This is a genomic window from Acinetobacter sp. YH12144 (assembly GCF_013418345.1).
Taxonomy (GTDB): domain Bacteria; phylum Pseudomonadota; class Gammaproteobacteria; order Pseudomonadales; family Moraxellaceae; genus Acinetobacter; species Acinetobacter amyesii.
Map to the genome: position 1 here is coordinate 104,969 of NZ_VPCD01000001.1, position 15,974 is coordinate 120,942.

General features: G+C 38.5%; 16 protein-coding genes, 1 tRNA gene and 1 pseudogene. 12 read left to right on the forward strand and 6 right to left on the reverse strand.

The window, feature by feature from the left end; all coding sequences use genetic code 11:
• The first annotated feature begins 38 nt into the window (after positions 1 to 38).
• The 7 genes from FTU79_RS00595 (at position 39) to FTU79_RS00625 (ending at position 6,528) form a co-directional block, all read left to right on the forward strand.
• Positions 39 to 974: an ABC transporter ATP-binding protein gene (locus FTU79_RS00595; protein ID WP_168378014.1), complete on the forward strand. Its 936-nt coding sequence runs from the start codon at positions 39 to 41 to the stop codon at positions 972 to 974.
• A complete protein-coding gene (locus FTU79_RS00600) occupies positions 971 to 1,744 on the forward strand; it encodes an ABC transporter permease (protein ID WP_078190306.1) in 774 nt (257 codons plus the stop codon). Before FTU79_RS00595 ends, FTU79_RS00600 begins: the two co-directional genes overlap by 4 nt.
• Positions 1,744 to 2,562 carry an NADPH-dependent 7-cyano-7-deazaguanine reductase QueF gene (gene queF, locus FTU79_RS00605; RefSeq protein ID WP_180007650.1) on the forward strand — a complete coding sequence of 273 codons (819 nt, stop codon included), beginning with the start codon at positions 1,744 to 1,746 and terminating at the stop codon, positions 2,560 to 2,562. The genes FTU79_RS00600 and queF overlap by 1 nt, the downstream gene beginning before the upstream one ends.
• Positions 2,563 to 2,579: 17 nt before the next feature.
• Positions 2,580 to 3,230 (forward strand): hypothetical protein, encoded by a 651-nt coding sequence (locus tag FTU79_RS00610; protein WP_180007649.1) that lies wholly within the window; start codon positions 2,580 to 2,582, stop codon positions 3,228 to 3,230.
• Positions 3,231 to 4,016: 786 nt separating this feature from the next.
• Positions 4,017 to 5,018 (forward strand): lytic murein transglycosylase B, encoded by a 1,002-nt coding sequence (gene mltB, locus FTU79_RS00615; protein WP_180048704.1) that lies wholly within the window; start codon positions 4,017 to 4,019, stop codon positions 5,016 to 5,018.
• A gap of 287 nt (positions 5,019 to 5,305) precedes the next feature.
• Positions 5,306 to 5,920, forward strand: coding sequence for a septal ring lytic transglycosylase RlpA family protein (locus FTU79_RS00620; RefSeq protein ID WP_180007647.1), 615 nt, complete (start codon positions 5,306 to 5,308; stop codon positions 5,918 to 5,920).
• Between the two features lie 152 nt (positions 5,921 to 6,072).
• A complete protein-coding gene (locus FTU79_RS00625; protein ID WP_180007646.1) occupies positions 6,073 to 6,528 on the forward strand; it encodes a DUF962 domain-containing protein in 456 nt (151 codons plus the stop codon).
• Positions 6,529 to 6,781: 253 nt separating this feature from the next.
• Here FTU79_RS00625 and FTU79_RS00630 read toward each other — a convergent pair whose 3' ends face one another.
• The 3 genes from FTU79_RS00630 to rpsB form a co-directional block, all read right to left on the reverse strand.
• A complete protein-coding gene (locus FTU79_RS00630) occupies positions 6,782 to 7,291 on the reverse strand; it encodes a DUF3465 domain-containing protein (RefSeq protein WP_180007645.1) in 510 nt (169 codons plus the stop codon).
• 174 nt (positions 7,292 to 7,465) lie between these two features.
• Entirely contained in the window at positions 7,466 to 8,341 is an 876-nt protein-coding gene (tsf, locus tag FTU79_RS00635; protein WP_180007644.1) for a translation elongation factor Ts, read from the reverse strand.
• Positions 8,342 to 8,482: 141 nt separating this feature from the next.
• Positions 8,483 to 9,229, reverse strand: coding sequence for a 30S ribosomal protein S2 (gene rpsB, locus FTU79_RS00640; RefSeq protein ID WP_078190314.1), 747 nt, complete (start codon positions 9,227 to 9,229; stop codon positions 8,483 to 8,485).
• 207 nt (positions 9,230 to 9,436) lie between these two features.
• Between rpsB and map the strand changes: the two genes are divergently transcribed.
• The 3 genes and pseudogenes from map (at position 9,437) to FTU79_RS00655 (ending at position 12,524) form a co-directional block, all read left to right on the forward strand.
• Positions 9,437 to 10,264, forward strand: a complete 828-nt coding sequence (map, locus tag FTU79_RS00645) for a type I methionyl aminopeptidase (protein ID WP_168378021.1) — start codon at positions 9,437 to 9,439, stop codon at positions 10,262 to 10,264.
• Positions 10,265 to 10,534: 270 nt separating this feature from the next.
• Complete coding sequence (locus FTU79_RS00650; protein ID WP_111883988.1) at positions 10,535 to 11,761, forward strand: pyridoxal phosphate-dependent aminotransferase; 1,227 nt, start codon at positions 10,535 to 10,537, stop codon at positions 11,759 to 11,761.
• Between the two features lie 327 nt (positions 11,762 to 12,088).
• A pseudogene (locus tag FTU79_RS00655) lies at positions 12,089 to 12,524 on the forward strand (PaaI family thioesterase).
• A 50-nt stretch (positions 12,525 to 12,574) separates the two neighbouring features.
• Here the strand turns inward: FTU79_RS00655 and FTU79_RS00660 are convergent.
• A complete protein-coding gene (locus FTU79_RS00660; RefSeq protein ID WP_180007643.1) occupies positions 12,575 to 13,033 on the reverse strand; it encodes a hypothetical protein in 459 nt (152 codons plus the stop codon).
• Between the two features lie 251 nt (positions 13,034 to 13,284).
• Here FTU79_RS00660 and FTU79_RS00665 point away from each other — a divergent pair.
• Both FTU79_RS00665 and FTU79_RS00670 read left to right on the forward strand, forming a co-directional pair.
• Positions 13,285 to 13,360 (forward strand) — tRNA-Asn (locus FTU79_RS00665).
• 86 nt (positions 13,361 to 13,446) lie between these two features.
• Positions 13,447 to 14,520 carry a hypothetical protein gene (locus FTU79_RS00670; protein ID WP_180048706.1) on the forward strand — a complete coding sequence of 358 codons (1,074 nt, stop codon included), beginning with the start codon at positions 13,447 to 13,449 and terminating at the stop codon, positions 14,518 to 14,520.
• A 45-nt stretch (positions 14,521 to 14,565) separates the two neighbouring features.
• On the opposite strand, the gene FTU79_RS00675 is transcribed toward FTU79_RS00670, so the two are convergent.
• Together FTU79_RS00675 and FTU79_RS00680 are read right to left on the reverse strand one after the other, a co-directional pair.
• On the reverse strand, positions 14,566 to 15,210 hold the full coding sequence (locus FTU79_RS00675) for a DUF4198 domain-containing protein (protein WP_180048707.1): 645 nt from the start codon (positions 15,208 to 15,210) through the stop codon (positions 14,566 to 14,568).
• A 45-nt stretch (positions 15,211 to 15,255) separates the two neighbouring features.
• Positions 15,256 to 15,957: an IS1 family transposase gene (locus tag FTU79_RS00680; protein ID WP_154320143.1), complete on the reverse strand. Its 702-nt coding sequence runs from the start codon at positions 15,955 to 15,957 to the stop codon at positions 15,256 to 15,258.
• Between the last annotated feature and the right edge of the window lie 17 nt (positions 15,958 to 15,974).

The window sequence follows — 15,974 nt, forward strand, 5'->3', positions numbered from 1 at the left end:
TCGCACAATACTCATACTATTTATAGAGTGAATTATTTATGACTGATGCACTAACGTTAAAGCAGCTGTCAAAAACCTATAAAAATGGGTTTCAGGCGCTTAAAGGTATTGATTTAACAGTACCCGAAGGTGAATTTTATGCACTTTTAGGTCCCAATGGTGCAGGAAAATCTACCACGATTAGTATTATCAGTTCACTAACCCGTAAAACTTCAGGTACTGTCGAAATTTTTGGGCACAATTTAGATACCCATCCCTCGCATGCAAAGCAGTGTTTGGGCGTTGTACCTCAAGAATTTAACTTTGGTCAATTTGAAAAAACATTTGATATTTTGGTGACTCAAGCTGGTTATTACGGTATTTCTAAAAAGATAGCAGAGAAACGTGCAGAGGAATATTTAGAAAAGCTTGGCCTTTGGGAAAAACGTAGCACCCAAGCACGCATGCTATCGGGCGGTATGAAACGCCGTTTAATGATCGCTCGTGCCATGATGCATGAACCTAAACTGCTGATTTTAGATGAGCCGACTGCTGGTGTTGATATTGAACTACGCCGTTCGATGTGGGATTTCCTCACTGAAATGAACGAAAAAGGCACGTCCATTATTTTAACGACACACTATTTAGAAGAAGCTGAAATGTTGTGCCGTCGAATCGCAATTATTGATCGTGGTGTGATTAAAGAAGACACCAGCATGAAAGGTTTCCTCAGCCAGTTGAATGAAGAAACATTTATTTTCGATCTAGCCGAACCCATTGAACCGATCCATATAGAAATTATTGGTGTCCGTTTCAACTTAGTAGATCCTGTCACCTTAGAAGTCACTATGGATAAAGGCCATACCTTGAATGATTTATTCCAACTCATGGAATCTCAAGGTATTCAGGTTCGAAGTATGCGTAATAAATCTAACCGACTAGAAGAACTGTTTGTCCGTATGGTCGAAAAAAATCTTGAAGGTGCAGCACAATGAATTTTAACCAACTGTGTATTGCCCTCTACACCTTAGTGTATAAAGAAATTCGCCGTTTCATGCGTATTTGGCCGCAAACCCTTCTCCCACCGGCAATCACCATGAGTTTGTACTTTGTGATTTTCGGTAATTTAGTCGGTTCACGCATTGGGCAAATGGGTGGTTTTAGCTATATGCAGTTCATCGTGCCCGGCTTAATTATGATGGCGGTCATTACCAACAGCTATGCCAATGTGTCATCCAGTTTCTTTAGTGCAAAATTTCAAAAAAGCATCGAAGAATTAATCATGAGTCCAGTGCCGTTACACATGGTGCTTTGGGGTTATGTGATCGGTGGTGTTTGCCGTGGTGTTTTAGTCGGCTTTATTGTCACTGCGATGAGCCTATTTTTTACTGAATTACACCTGACCAATATCTTCGTAACTATATATACAGTTCTCATTACTTCGCTGCTGTTTTCTCTTGGCGGATTTATTAATGCTGTTTATGCAAAGTCTTTTGACGACATTTCGATTATCCCGACTTTCGTCCTGACTCCGCTGACTTATTTAGGCGGTGTTTTCTATGCCATCTCATCACTGAGTCCTTTTTGGCAAAATCTCTCTTTAATCAACCCTGTCGTGTATATGGTCAATGCATTCCGCTACGGTATTTTAGGTCATAGCGATGTGAATGTCGGCATTTCATTGACAGTTATTACTGCATGTTGCGTTGTACTTTATGGCGTGGCGTATCATTTACTTTCTCGTGGTTCAGGAATGCGTGAATAATGAGTGTAGAACAATCCCTTTTAGGCAAAGACACCAATTACCCAACAGAATATCAACCTGCTATTCTGTTTCCGATTGCACGTGCCACTGCACGTGAACAATATGCCCATGTGGAAGGCATCCGCCAAGGTACAGACTGGTGGCATGTTTTTGAAATTTCTTGGTTAAATGCTTCTGGTGTGCCTCAAGTCGCTATTGGCCGTTTAACTTTGCCTGCAAGTTCAGACAACCTCATCGAATCGAAATCTTTAAAGCTCTACTTTAATAGTATGAACTTTACCAAATTTGATTCTCAGGCAGCGTTTAAAGCAACCGTTGAAAAAGACTTATCTGCTGCAGCCAATGCCGCTGTGACTATTGATCTATTTCATGTTGATGAAGTTGAAATTTCAAAACCGCAAGGCATCTGTATTGATGACTTAGAACCCACCCAGTTAGAAAATCATCCAAATGCAGCTTTACTCTCTTTAGACGAAGATGCAGCGCAAGAAGAAGTTGAAATTCAACTTTATTCACATTTATTAAGAAGTAACTGCCCAGTCACGGGTCAACCTGATTGGGGAACGGTATTTATAAGGTATAAAGGTACTAAGCCTTGTTATCGTAGTATTCTGGCTTATATTATTTCTTACCGTCAGCATAATGGTTTCCACGAACAATGTGTGGAGCAAATGTTTGCCGATATTTGGCAACATTTAAAACCAAGTCAGCTGATGGTATATGCTGCCTATACACGCCGTGGTGGATTGGATATCAACCCTTGTCGTGTATCGGATTTAACATGGATGCCTCGCCCCATTCGATTGGCGCGACAATAAAAAAATTGAGGTTAGTGATGCCATTTTTTGGTTTTATTCCTTCTGAGGAACTTCTAAGCAGTATCCAAAATGGTCACGCGAAAAAAAATTCGAGTGAACCCCTTTATCCTTTACGTGATAAAACAGCTTTGCTGATTAATGAAGAAATCATTGGTGCAACTATATTAGCTCCTGTTCATCTGTTTCCTGCAAGCGATAAGCGCGACACAGCAGAAAAACTGGCTGGCTATGTCAAATCAACAGTCGCTGTATTGTTAAAGCAGCTATTGGGTAAATCTCCGAATGATGTGGTGAAACAATCCATTGAATTTTCAGAACGAAGTTTATTTCAAGACGCGACTGGCACTTATCGTGTAGGTCTGAGCTTAGATGCAGGATTGGTCACTAACCTTAAGAACAGTTATGCCGAAATTAAATCGGGTGTAGATATCAATAAAGCTGCTTTTGGTGAACTGTATAAACAGTTTGCTGAAGCTGCAGTGCGTCATTTTATGAATGACTTTAATAAAACACTCGATTTAGGCATGATTAAGCGTAAAGCAGCCGATATCGGTTCTTCTGCTGTGATTAAAGCTATTCATATTGCAATTGATAAGATTTTCCCAAATCTGACCAAAGAAGAGCTAGGTGCCCTTGCAGAAGCACATGATTCGATGTTTAACAAATAAATCGCACTACTCGTCAAAACCTAGCTTCAGCTAGGTTTTTTTATGGCTAAACGCATAAAATCGAATCCCGATACAATGACTATATAGTCATGCAAACACAGTTCTAGAATTGAACAGATTTTTATTAAAAGAAAGACAGTACATTGATATCCACAATTTTTAAAAATCTACAAAGAACAGGAAGAACCTGAATATAGATCATATTTTAATGTGAGCCGTCATTTTGGCTTAAATTTCAATGCGTCCATTTTAATATTCAATCTCTTTCTTTTTTATCATTCAGTCTATATTTCTACTATATAGCGACGTTTTCAACAGCATTGAAGCGCTGGCGAACAAAAACTATGTAATGAATAAAACACTGCTTGCATATGGGTGTTTTAGACCGATACCTTTTTAATCCTATCCCTTTATTTTTAGATATAACATTGCAACTTTTGTAGCTTCTAAACAGTATTTCGCAACGCGATAAAGTTTACTCGTTCTGCGTTTTTATGACGCATGAGTTTTAGAGTCATCTTTATTTCAAATGATTTGTGAATATTTGAAAGTTATGTAAATGAATATGTCACTTTTCAATATGTTAACTGCGAAAAAACCCTTTGCTTTGTCTTTTTTTGTATATCTATTTATGAAAGCATGCGCTGTCAGTGGTATCTTAGTTGCTATTGGTAACGTTTACCTTTAATGAGCTATGAAACCAGAAGGTCATCACAATTTTCAGGATCTTTTCCCCTCGAAATTTTGTTCATACTCATCGCTAAAGCAACTGGAAATTTTTTATTTATGCTAAATCGAAATTTTTATAAAAAACTATCACATATTGCCATTATGGCCGGTTCAATTTCACTGACTAGTTTCTGTCAAGCCAACGACTTTCAGTCTCATCCAGCCTATGCAGCTTTTAAACAAAATACCATGCAAACCTATGGTTTAAGTGAGAGTCAAATTGATTGGGCAATGCAAGGTAGTAAAAACCTACCCAATATTATTAGCATTATGAATCGACCCGGCGAATCAAAGCCTTGGTATCAATATAAAACCAATTTTTTAGCTGAAAGTACAATTCAACGCGGTGTTCGCTTCAAAAATCAATATGCCGACACTTTAAATCGTGCAAAACAACAATTTGGTGTGCCTCAATCCGTGATTTTAGGCATTTTGGGTGTTGAAACAGGCTATGGCAGCAATAAAGGTAATTTTATTACCCGTGATGCTTTGGCGACCCTTGGTTTTGGCTATGAACGCCGTGCGCAATATTTCCAAGATGAACTTGCTGCACTGATTGCTTGGTCATATAAAGATGGTGTTCCAACCAACTCTGTTGTCGGTTCATATGCAGGTGCTGTGGGTTATCCTCAATTTATGCCAAGTAACATTCCAAAATTTGGTGTGGACTACGATGGCAATGGTCATGTTGACCTGCGTAATTCAGCTGTCGATGCCATTGGTTCAATTGCAAATTATTTAGCAAATTATGGTTGGCAGCGTAATCAACCGATTGCTTTTGCTGCTCGCTATAGCGGAAATAACCCAGATGCTATTATTGCAAAGGATTTAAACCAGCCAACACCCTATGGTGTACTCAAGGCTCAAGGTGTAACCCCTATGAATCCATTGGTAAAAATCGATGATCTCGATTTAGTCAATGTCATCCAATTGCAAGATAGTTATGGACCAATTTATTACATTACTTATCCAAATTTTCAGGTCATTACAACCTATAACAAAAGCCGTATGTATGCGACTGCACTATGGCTTTTAGGCACTGAAGTTACCAGTCGATAAGACTGGTTTTTTTCTTATAGAGCAAAAAAGTCAACAAATATTTTCACCAAAATGAGCATTTATTCGACATTTTACACACCTTGTTACATTATTGATTATTTTTTAACCAACTATTGTTAATTTTTTAGACATTTTCAAAGTATTTTAATTAAACACTAGACAGCCTATTGATGGCATGAATATTATCCATCTCGTTAAATATAGTTGCAAAAGTGAAATATCAGACGTGTTTACATGGATATCAGCGACTTAGTTGAACCAGTAAATATGCCATTGGGAGATAAACAATGCAGTCATCAATTATTAAATATGCCTTAGCGCTTGCCACGGCAGTTGCGCTAAGTCAGTCACAAGCTGAGATGGTTCAGTCATCATCATTCAATCATGATAATGACAACTCTCGTCTTGCAGCTCGTGTATTGAATAAAGAAGCTCAAAGCTTCAATTCAAACTTTACGAATTTAAGTAGCCTTTCAATCACTGAGCGTTCTGGCGATAAAATTCGTCGTCAAACAATCGCTGCTAAAATCGAAATTCCTGAAGATGAGCCTTCAGTGATTGAAAAGTTAAATACTGTTGCATCGAATACTGTTCGTAAGTTCACTCAAACAGGTACTGCTTCTTGGTACGGTCGTCAATTCCACGGTCGTAAAACAGCAAGCGGTGAAACGTTTGACATGAACGCACTTACAGCAGCACATCGTAGCCTACCACTTAATTGCTTTATTCGTGTTACGAATCGCAATAATGGTAAAAGCGTCGTGGTGAAAGTAAATGACCGTGGTCCATTCCATGGTAACCGTGTTCTTGATTTATCTTATGGTGCTGCTAAGCAATTGGGTATTACCAGTGCGGGTACTGCAAATGTGAGCATTGAGCGCGTAGACGGTCCAAATTCTTAATTCTCCAATGAAGTGACTGCATTTAACAGACCACGCCTAGCGTGGTTTTTTATTTGAAGCCTCTTAGCCTTTCTAATCTTCAGTAATCCTGATTTTGACCCTTCCCGCATTCTTGTTTATATTGAAGTCCTTCCCCATGATTAAGGACTATCATGAAAACAATCAACGAATGGTTTGATGAATACAGCGAAAGTCATCAAAATAAAACCAATAAAATTATTCACTGGATTTGCGTACCCACGATTTATTTTTCAATCGTTGGCATATTGGCACATTTTAGCGCGCTACTTACTGCTGTCTTACTTGCTTTAGCATTTATCTTTTACGCACGTTTAGACATTGTCCTTGCTGTTGCAATGGCCGCGTTAACGTTAATCATGGTATGGCTAATTTGGGTACTACCAGTTGGTTATGGCTTTTATATCGCACTCTTTGTATTCGCATGGATTGGTCAATTTTATGGCCATAAAATTGAAGGTAAAAAGCCCTCTTTTTTCAAAGATCTCCAATTCCTCCTCATTGGCCCTATTTGGTGTTTAGATACATTTGCAAGCAAAGTACTTAGTAATTGGAAAACACACCATAAATCGCAAATAAAGAGCATTTAGAGCACGATTAATTTCATAGATCTCTTTTTCACTTATTCGACATTGGTTTTCTTCATATTCGATGCTTAAAACCCTATTGTTTATAGGTGTATTTATCTCTGGTATTTCCAATCATTTTTTCTATTTATACGACCAAAAAGCCAGTGTTTAAACACTGGCTTTTACTCAATATGGTTAATCCAATTTTATGTTGATAGCTTCATCTGAATCATGATCATTTAAATGACTAAAGTTAAAAATGACTACGTGATTTTTATTGATAGGTTTTACCTTGATGCTTTAACCAACCATCTTGATGACGTCCATTCGGATCGTGATGTGTCCAATGCATCACACCTCCCTTATCTGAATATTCATATTCACCGTAAAATTGAACTGTATCGCCTTTTTCCAAGTCATCAATGCGTGGAGCAAGATCGATATTATGTGCGACTAAAAGCGTTTGACCATTATTTAAGGTCAAAATGAACTTTTGATGTCGGCTACCTTCATTATCATCTCGAAGTACCGCTTTGACTTGACCTGCACCCTCAACCTGAACATTACTGAGTTTATTTTTAAATGCATGTGCAATAATATCTTCAGCACTCTGCCCTTTTTGTTGAGCATCTACAGGTTGTACTGATTCTATTTTTGGCTGTGCGTTTTGTTCCGCTGTCGTCTGAACTGGTGCAGATTTTTGTTGTTGTAAATCGATTCCGAAATAAGCGGCTGTAAGCGCAACAATAATTCCGCCGATGGTTAAATTTGTTTTGTTTGCCATAAGATAGTTTAAATCTAAATTTTCAACTCATTATAGTCATTAATATGGATAAAAATAGAATCTATGCACAAGAATGCACACAATATAAAGTTTAAATAGCTTTGAAATCAGTAAAGCTACAGCCATAAAAAAAGCCCTCTAAAACGAGGGCTTTTTTCTACAAATAATCAGAGATTATTTTGCAGCAGCTTGAGCAGCAGCAACTTCTTCAGCGAAAGAAAGTTCAGCTTTTTTCTCAATACCTTCACCAACTTCGAAACGTACGAAGTTAGCAACAGTAGTACCAGTTGCTTTAAGAACTTCTGCAACTTTCTTATCGTTGTCGATAACGTACATTTGGTTCTCAAGAACAACTTCGTTCAAGTATTTCTGAACTGAACCAGTTACCATTTTTTCAACGATGTTTGCTGGTTTACCAGATTCAATTGCTTTGGCTTCAGCAATTTCTTTTTCTTTAGCGATAAGTTCAGCAGAAACGCCAGCTTCGTTTACAGCAACTGGGTTGAATGCAGCGATGTGCATAGCCAAACCTTTACCAGTATCAGCATCACCAGCGTATGCAACTACAACACCGATTTTTAAACCGTGTTTGTAAACTGCAAGGTTGTCGCCTTCAACGATTTGAGCACGACGCACTTGGATGTTTTCACCGATTTTTTGAACAAGCGCGATACGAGCTTCTTCTACAGTAGCACCATCTTCAAGTTTCAATTCAGCAATTTGAGCAACGTCAGTTACACCAGCAGCAAGCGCAGCAGCAGCAACTTTAGCAGAGAAACCAGCAAAGTTTTCGTCTTTAGCAACGAAGTCAGTTTGACAGTTAACTTCTACAAGGATTGCTTTGTTGCCTTCTTGAGCGATAGTGATCGCGCCGTCAGCAGCAATGTTACCCGCTTTTTTAGCAGCTTTAGCTTGACCAGATTTACGAAGGTTGTCGATCGCTAATTCGATGTCACCGCCCGCTTCTGTTAATGCTTTTTTACATTCCATCATTGCAAGACCAGTACGATCGCGCAATTCTTTAACCATGCTTGCTGTAACTGCAGTCATGTTAATCTCCTAAATACGGTAGAAAATGAATTCTTTTTAGAACAGAAACGGCCCAGAGCTGTCTCTTGGGCCGTCTGCATACATGACGCTTACTTTGCCACCATCACGTGTCGCAAAAATGACAAGCTTACGTCAAACGCATTAAGCCTCAGAAGCAGGAGCTTCTTCGCCTTTAGCTTGTGCATTTGCTTGTGATTGAGCATATTCTTTACCAGCAAGAATCGCATCAGCCATAGCAGAAGCGTAAAGAGTAACTGCACGGATCGCATCGTCGTTACCAGGGATAACGTAGTCTACGTTGTCTGGGTTAGAGTTTGTATCAACGATACCGATAACAGGAATACCAAGGTTTTTAGCTTCTTTAATTGCAATTGCTTCGTGATCAACATCGATTACGAATAATGCGTCAGGTAAACCACCCATGTTTTTAACGCCGCCAAGAGCGCGTTCAAGTTTTTCCATCTCACGAGTACGTTCTAAAGCTTCACGTTTAGTAAGTTTAGCGAAAGTACCGTCAGTAGATTGAGTTTGAAGGTCTTTTAGACGGTTGATTGACTGGCGAAGAGTTTTCCAGTTAGTCAACATACCACCCAACCAGCGGTGATCAACATATGGTTGACCTGCACGTTGAGCTTGTTCACGGATGATTGCAGAAGCTGCACGTTTTGTACCAACGAACAAAACTTTGTTCTTTTTGCTAGCCAAGTTGTTAGCAAAGTTCAAAGCATCATTTAACGCAGGAACAGTGTGCTCAAGGTTGATGATGTGAATTTTGTTGCGCGCGCCGAAGATGTATTCGCGCATTTTTGGATTCCAAAAACGTGTTTGGTGACCGAAGTGTGCGCCTGCTTGAAGAAGGTCGCGCATGCTTACGTTGTAATCTGCCATTTTCTTTACCTTAAAGTTTGGGTTAGGCCTCCATATACCCGCATTCTCCACCTAAAAAGGCACCCAGAGAAATGTGTCGATATATGTGCGGATTTTATTGCCCCATCGCACAAAGCTCGTGAAAGATATTCACGAAAAAGCATTTGATAAAATGGGCGGCTATTTATACCATAGTCACATACAAATTTCCAAAAGTTTTTAGAGATCATGAACAGTACTTACGAAGCTCCACGTCGATTAATTAAAACGCCTGACGAAATTGAAAAAATGCGCGTCGCGGGTCGACTGGCGGCAGAAGTTTTGGATATGATCAAACCGCATATTGTTCCAGGTGTGACTACCCTAGAACTTGATACGATTTGTCATGACTATATTGTCAACAAACAAGAAGCTATTCCTGCTTGTTTAGGTTATGGTGCTGCGCCGGGTCGTCCAGCGTTCCAGCACGTGATCTGTACTTCAGTGAACCATGTGGTGTGTCACGGTATTCCATCTGAAAGCAAAAAGTTAAAAAAAGGTGACATCTTAAACATCGATGTCACTGTGATTAAAGATGGTTACCACGGTGATACCAACATGATGTATATCGTAGGCGGTGAAACATCTATTTTAGCGAACCGTTTATGTAAAGTTGCTCAAGAAGCCATGTACCGTGGTATGGCGGTGGTAAAACCAGGCGCAACCATGGGTGATATTGGTAATGCCATTCAACAATATGTTGAATCAGAACGTTTTGGCGTTGTACGTGAATATTGTGGTCATGGTATTGGTACTGTTTTCCATGACGAACCACAAGTTTTACACTACGGTCAACCCAATACAGGCATGATCTTAGAAGAAGGCATGACCTTTACCATCGAACCAATGGTGAACGGTGGCGACTGGAAAACCAAACTTCTTGGTGATAAATGGACTGTCGTTACTAAAGATCATAGCTTGTCTGCACAGTACGAACACACGCTACTTGTAACAAAAAATGGTGTAGAAGTGCTAACTGCTCGCCCCGAAGAAGATCTATCGCGTTTTGTTCAATAAGCAAAGTATTTGAAGCACAAAATTTTATTAAAAATGGTCACAGATATTGTGGCCTTTTTTATGCCTTTTTTTTATCCGTGACTTTAAGAATTTGCCATAAAATTTGATTAAAAATTTAAGTAACTCAATGTAAATTTTCTCAATTATATGGTTAGGATAGAATATCACACTTTTTTGCACATTGTTGATTTTGCCACTCCCCATTACTGTGCATTTAAGCTAAGATAGTGTGCTTTTTATTTTTTAATCCCTATAAGAAGGAATACTGCCGTGGACGTACGTCTGTCTGATCGTGTAAATAGCATCAAACCGTCCCCTACACTTGCTGTTACTAACAAAGCTGCTGAATTGAAAGCTGCTGGTAAAAACGTAATTGGTTTAGGCGCAGGTGAACCGGATTTCGATACCCCACAACACATCAAAGATGCTGCAATTGCTGCTATCAACAATGGCTTCACTAAATATACAGCTGTTGACGGTACTCCAGGTCTTAAAAAAGCAATTATTGCTAAATTAAAACGCGACAATAACCTTGATTACGCTGCAAACCAAATCTTGGTTTCTTGTGGTGGTAAACAATCTTTCTTTAACTTGGCACTTGCTTTGTTAAACAAAGGTGACGAAGTAATTATCCCTGCTCCTTACTGGGTAAGCTACCCAGACATGGTGATCATTGCTGAAGGTACTCCTGTAATCGTGAAATGTGGTGAAGACCAACGTTTCAAAATTACGCCTGCTCAATTAGAAGCTGCAATCACTGACAAAACTCGTTTAGTGGTTCTAAACAGCCCTTCTAACCCAACAGGTATGATCTACACTAAAGAAGAATTACTTGCTTTAGCTGACGTTCTACGTAAATACCCTGAAGTTTTAGTTGCTTCTGATGATATGTACGAACCAATCCGTTGGGACGACGAATTCTACAACATCGCAACAGTTGCACCAGACCTTTACGATCGCGTAATCGTTCTTAACGGTGTATCTAAAGCTTATGCAATGACTGGCTGGCGTATTGGCTACGCAGCGGGCCCTGCTAAACTTATTGGTGCGATGAAAAAAATCCAATCTCAATCAACTTCAAATCCAACTTCTATTTCACAAGTTGCTGCTGAAGCTGCATTGAATGGTCCTCAAGACGTTCTTGAGCCAATGATTGAAGCATTCAAACGCCGTCACGACCTAGTTGTGAAAGGCTTGAACGACATCAACGGTATTACTTGCCTTCCTGCTGATGGTGCATTCTATGCATACGCAAACATCCGTCCATTGATTCGTGCAAAAGGTTTAAAATCTTGCACAGAATTCTCTGCATGGTTATTGGAAGAAACTGGTGTTGCAGTAGTTCCTGGTGATGCGTTCGGTCTAGGTGGTTATATGCGTATTTCTTATGCAACTGCAGACGAAGTTCTTGTAGATGCGCTTGCACGTATCAAGAAAGCTGCTGACTCAATCGAAGGCGTAGACGCTGCGATTGCTTCAATTGCTGCTGAAAAATAATCTGCTTTTAAAAAGCTAGATTTAAAAAACCCGCGCATATCGCGGGTTTTTTATACTCATCAAAAGAATAAATAAATACGCTTCACTTCAACACGCTTTTGATCAATTTTTTTCGCGGTTCAAACTAAATAACAAAGCTCATCCAGCCCATTTGACTTCCTTCAAATCGACTTAAATATTAAAAAGCCAAACGTTAAAACCTAAAACTAACCTTCATATTCAAATCTTTGGTTTGCATTCTTTTTACGTTTTCAGCTATGTTATTTAAATAACTTCCAATTTAGAACCCAAAACAACCACAAAACTAACCTATCCAGAGATATACCAATGAACATCAAAGAAATGACTGGACTCGGAAATTTTAAAGGCAATAATGCAAGGCCAAATTCCACCTGCAAGCATTAGTGAAATTATTCCAATGCAACCCAAAAAGATTGAGCAAGGTAATGTAGAGTTTGTTGTAAAAGCCGATCAGCGCCATTTAAATCCACTTAGTGGTGTGCATGGTGGCTTTGCAGCAACAGTCTTAGATACAGTTACAGGGTGTGTCGTACACTCGGCATTAGAAGCTGGTATAGGCTATGGCACCATTGATCTCAATATAAAAATTTGTCGACCTATCCCTAAAAATCAAGATTTAACAGCAATAGGCCATTTAATTAATATCAGCAAAAATTTAGCAATTTCAGAAGGCAGAATTATGGATAACAATGGAAAGATATATGCTCATGCAACAGCGACATGCATGATTATACGTCCTTAATATTTTATTTTTCTACTCGCAATTCAATGCGAGCAGATGATGGTTCAAACTTAAATTGCTGAATGTAAGGCGCGAATTAATTGGCCTTCGCTTAGATCAATGCGATTACTGCCCTTTTGAAAGCAGTAATATTTTAAAGCACTATCTAACTCAACACGAAGTTCTTGTTGTTCTGAAATAGACCATACTTTAGAACGATTTGAGCCTGATAACGCATTACCGGCCAATTGGTATAAATACAAATCTTGCTTGCGTTGCAAAGGCACACGACGGCCATCATCTTGATGTTCAAAACGTAAATGACATGGCGTGTTGATCAACCATTTTTCACTAAACCACAGTTGTAATAAATCACCCAATGCCAAGTCACGTCGACCCAAAGGCCAAACGTCAACGTACGCACCTTCCACAGGTGTTTGATATTGCTCTTGATTACTAATAATGGAAAGATAGTTTTCTTGATAAAAAGAAAAATTTGAAAAAATCTGAGAAATAGTCAGCGTATTCATTCGCTTTCTCCTGTTTAGCCATTTTAGTGCTGGCAAGTTGGGTTTAAATCCACACTGTTTAAACATATGTTTAAACGCTCTGTTGTTGCATTCAGACTATCAATTGAATTTTTTCTTTGCAAGCCTAAGATTCATTTTTTCTAAAAAATCCTTCTTTTTGTTCAAATAAAAAACATCTATCACGCATTTCTCCTCATATTCGTATTTTTAGCTTGACCCTCCTCAAAATCTGCTTATAATCGCATTCAGATTCTCCAATAGCTCAGTCGGTAGAGCGACGGACTGTTAATCCGCAGGTCCCTGGTTCGAGCCCAGGTTGGAGAGCCAAATTCTAAAGCCCATTTATTTAAATGGGCTTTTTTAATGCCTATGATTTACATATAATCTATAAATCATTGTCATTAAAATAAAAAATGTTCATTCAAGTTGATGCTGAATCAAATAAAACTGCCTTAAGACACTACCTCACTGCATTCATTTTTCTTTTAATTATTATCAGCCCATTTGCAATTTATTTGGTGAGCTGCACACCCGAAAGTGAAATTGAACAACATTTCAAAACGCCACCCAATTTATATAATAGTGAAACCAACACCCTTCTTGACAGCAGCCTACAATGGTTGATTCCACCTCAGCAGATTCAAAATCACAATACTATTCCGGAAATATCTGAATCTGTATTGAACGAGATGACAGAAGGACAATATTGGTCAAGCACACCGATTACACTGCAAAACCAATCTGATCAACTGTATGTTCATATTGATTTTGCAGGTCAGCAACAAACACGAAAAGATCTTGAAATTTCAGTACTTCCGTTATGTATTGTTCACGAGAAAGAAACACCATGTATGAAAGCTGGGTTAAATGCAACTGGACAACTTTTTAACATCTCAACTCAAAAAAATACGCAATATCACACACTAGAGACCAATAAGTCATGGATGTTTTATGGCCATGAATTCCAAGAAAATTATATTATTCCACCACAAGCCACTCTCAAATTTTTAGTTAAAGCCAACATCCCTGAACACTTAACCCTGCAATGGCTTAGGCTAAGCATCAGTACTAGCCCCATTGTTGAGAAACAGCAAAATTTTATGCTCATGACGCAAAACAGTATAAGAATAAAATATGCACTTGCTCTATTGCCATTCTTCATATTAGCTTTGATGCACATTTTTCAAGGGTTTGAAAGCCTGCGTAATTTATCTATCGGCGCACTTTCAGCACTTTTATTTGCAATCAACACCATCATTTGGGATATCCATTATATGGTGATTGGCTGCCTGATTTTATGTTTTGCAAGTGTCTGTTATTGTTTTGAGAGCCGATATTATCGATTGCTTTATTTAACGGGTTGTTTACTGATTGCAGGCTATTCGCAGCAATATTATGGTGGTTTTAATAAACACTTTTTCACTCAAACCAGTTTAATTTTATTGATAGGTTTATCGATGTTTTATCTTGAACCTAAAGATAGCTAAATCATTTTCATAAAAAAGCTCCGCAAATCGCAGAGCTTTTTCTCTTTAAATCACATTAAAACTCAAAGTATATTTATATCGTTTTAATGCGTGTTCCTTCATTTCAAAAGGCTGTTGATAATCCATTTTCAGCAAATACTGACCACGATCTGATAGGTTAAAATTCAAATTTCCATCTTGATCAGTTTTAAGCGTTTTATAAACTTTTCCTTCACGGCTGTAATCCGTGGTTTGCTGCAAAATTTCAACCTGTAAACCCGCAACCGCTTTTTTCTGATCTAGCACTTTCAGTTGCACAGGCTCATTATGCTTTATAGCATTTGGATGGGTTTTAAATTGCACATCAAAGCCATCATGTAAATGATTCACCACATGTGTAGAGGTTGCACGGCGTGATACAAAAGTTTCAATGATTTCCTGCGTTTGAATACTTTTGATTTGCGACTTTTTAGTCAACTCGGCTGTATAAATGACATTTGCATTCGCAGTTTTTTGAGGATCACGCACACCATTGATTAACGCTTTCCATTGCTTTTGATCATAAGCAAAACGCGCTGTACTTCCCTGCTTTTCACCGCGAATACGATACGTGCCATCTTGCTTATTTTCTAAACTATAGCTGCTGACTGTTTGCGTTTTTGCCCAATCAGTTTCCGTTAAATGTAGCTTATCACCTGACGGTGTATGCACATGGAAATTAAAGTTTTTGGTGGTGTTTCAAAAAGTATGCTGGCATTAAACGAATCCATTATTGATATAAAAGAACGCTAAATCAAAGGCTTTGTAATGATTTTCAAGCTTTTTGGAGAAGTTGCAGCTTCTCCTAAAGCCTCGCCTGATCCGATGCCGTAATCGACAATTATTGCCTTCTATACCCACAGTGAAAAATTTACCAATCAACTGTTTGCATTCTTTAAAGGTCGTAACAAAGCTATCCCAATGGTCACTTGATATACATGTATAGCTTACACCTAACTGCTTCAATTTTAATTTAAGTCGTTTTGCAGTGGCTAAATCTCGGTTACCCCATACATAAGCAACAATTTCACCTGTTTCTCGATGATAGGCATAAATTAGCCATTGTTTATTTTGCTTATGACCAACAAAAGTCCAAAACTCATCTACTTCAAGGGTTTCATAATGACTTTGCTGTGCTCGAAGTTGATATTTTGATTGGCTAAGTGTCCGTAGAACTTTACCGATACTTACTCTTTCAATTTCTGCTATATCCCTGACACCACTGCCTCGCACCATGAGGTGTAATATTTTGGTTTTGATACCTGAGTGACAGCCTTGATAACTGAGAGCATGATCACCAATAAATTGACGTCTGCATATTTTACATTGGTAATTTTGCTTACCATCTACTTTTGTGCCATTTTTCTTTATACTGTCACTTAGGCAGGCTGGACACTTGATTTCTAGAGTTATTCGCATTTCTCTATTTTATCAAA

What these genes read in the sequence shown, in the direction of transcription:
- map (WP_168378021.1), top strand. Translation starts at nt 9,437, where the DNA reads ATGAACAGTACTTACGAAGCTCCACGTCGATTAATTAAAACGCCTGAC.
- FTU79_RS00620 (WP_180007647.1), top strand. Translation starts at nt 5,306, where the DNA reads ATGCAGTCATCAATTATTAAATATGCCTTAGCGCTTGCCACGGCAGTT.
- FTU79_RS00610 (WP_180007649.1), top strand. Translation starts at nt 2,580, where the DNA reads ATGCCATTTTTTGGTTTTATTCCTTCTGAGGAACTTCTAAGCAGTATC.
- FTU79_RS00660 (WP_180007643.1), bottom strand. Translation starts at nt 13,033, where the DNA reads ATGAATACGCTGACTATTTCTCAGATTTTTTCAAATTTTTCTTTTTAT.
- FTU79_RS00625 (WP_180007646.1), top strand. Translation starts at nt 6,073, where the DNA reads ATGAAAACAATCAACGAATGGTTTGATGAATACAGCGAAAGTCATCAA.
- FTU79_RS00600 (WP_078190306.1), top strand. Translation starts at nt 971, where the DNA reads ATGAATTTTAACCAACTGTGTATTGCCCTCTACACCTTAGTGTATAAA.
- tsf (WP_180007644.1), bottom strand. Translation starts at nt 8,341, where the DNA reads ATGACTGCAGTTACAGCAAGCATGGTTAAAGAATTGCGCGATCGTACT.
- FTU79_RS00670 (WP_180048706.1), top strand. Translation starts at nt 13,447, where the DNA reads ATGTTCATTCAAGTTGATGCTGAATCAAATAAAACTGCCTTAAGACAC.
- queF (WP_180007650.1), top strand. Translation starts at nt 1,744, where the DNA reads ATGAGTGTAGAACAATCCCTTTTAGGCAAAGACACCAATTACCCAACA.
- FTU79_RS00595 (WP_168378014.1), top strand. Translation starts at nt 39, where the DNA reads ATGACTGATGCACTAACGTTAAAGCAGCTGTCAAAAACCTATAAAAAT.
- FTU79_RS00630 (WP_180007645.1), bottom strand. Translation starts at nt 7,291, where the DNA reads ATGGCAAACAAAACAAATTTAACCATCGGCGGAATTATTGTTGCGCTT.
- mltB (WP_180048704.1), top strand. Translation starts at nt 4,017, where the DNA reads ATGCTAAATCGAAATTTTTATAAAAAACTATCACATATTGCCATTATG.
- rpsB (WP_078190314.1), bottom strand. Translation starts at nt 9,229, where the DNA reads ATGGCAGATTACAACGTAAGCATGCGCGACCTTCTTCAAGCAGGCGCA.
- FTU79_RS00680 (WP_154320143.1), bottom strand. Translation starts at nt 15,957, where the DNA reads ATGCGAATAACTCTAGAAATCAAGTGTCCAGCCTGCCTAAGTGACAGT.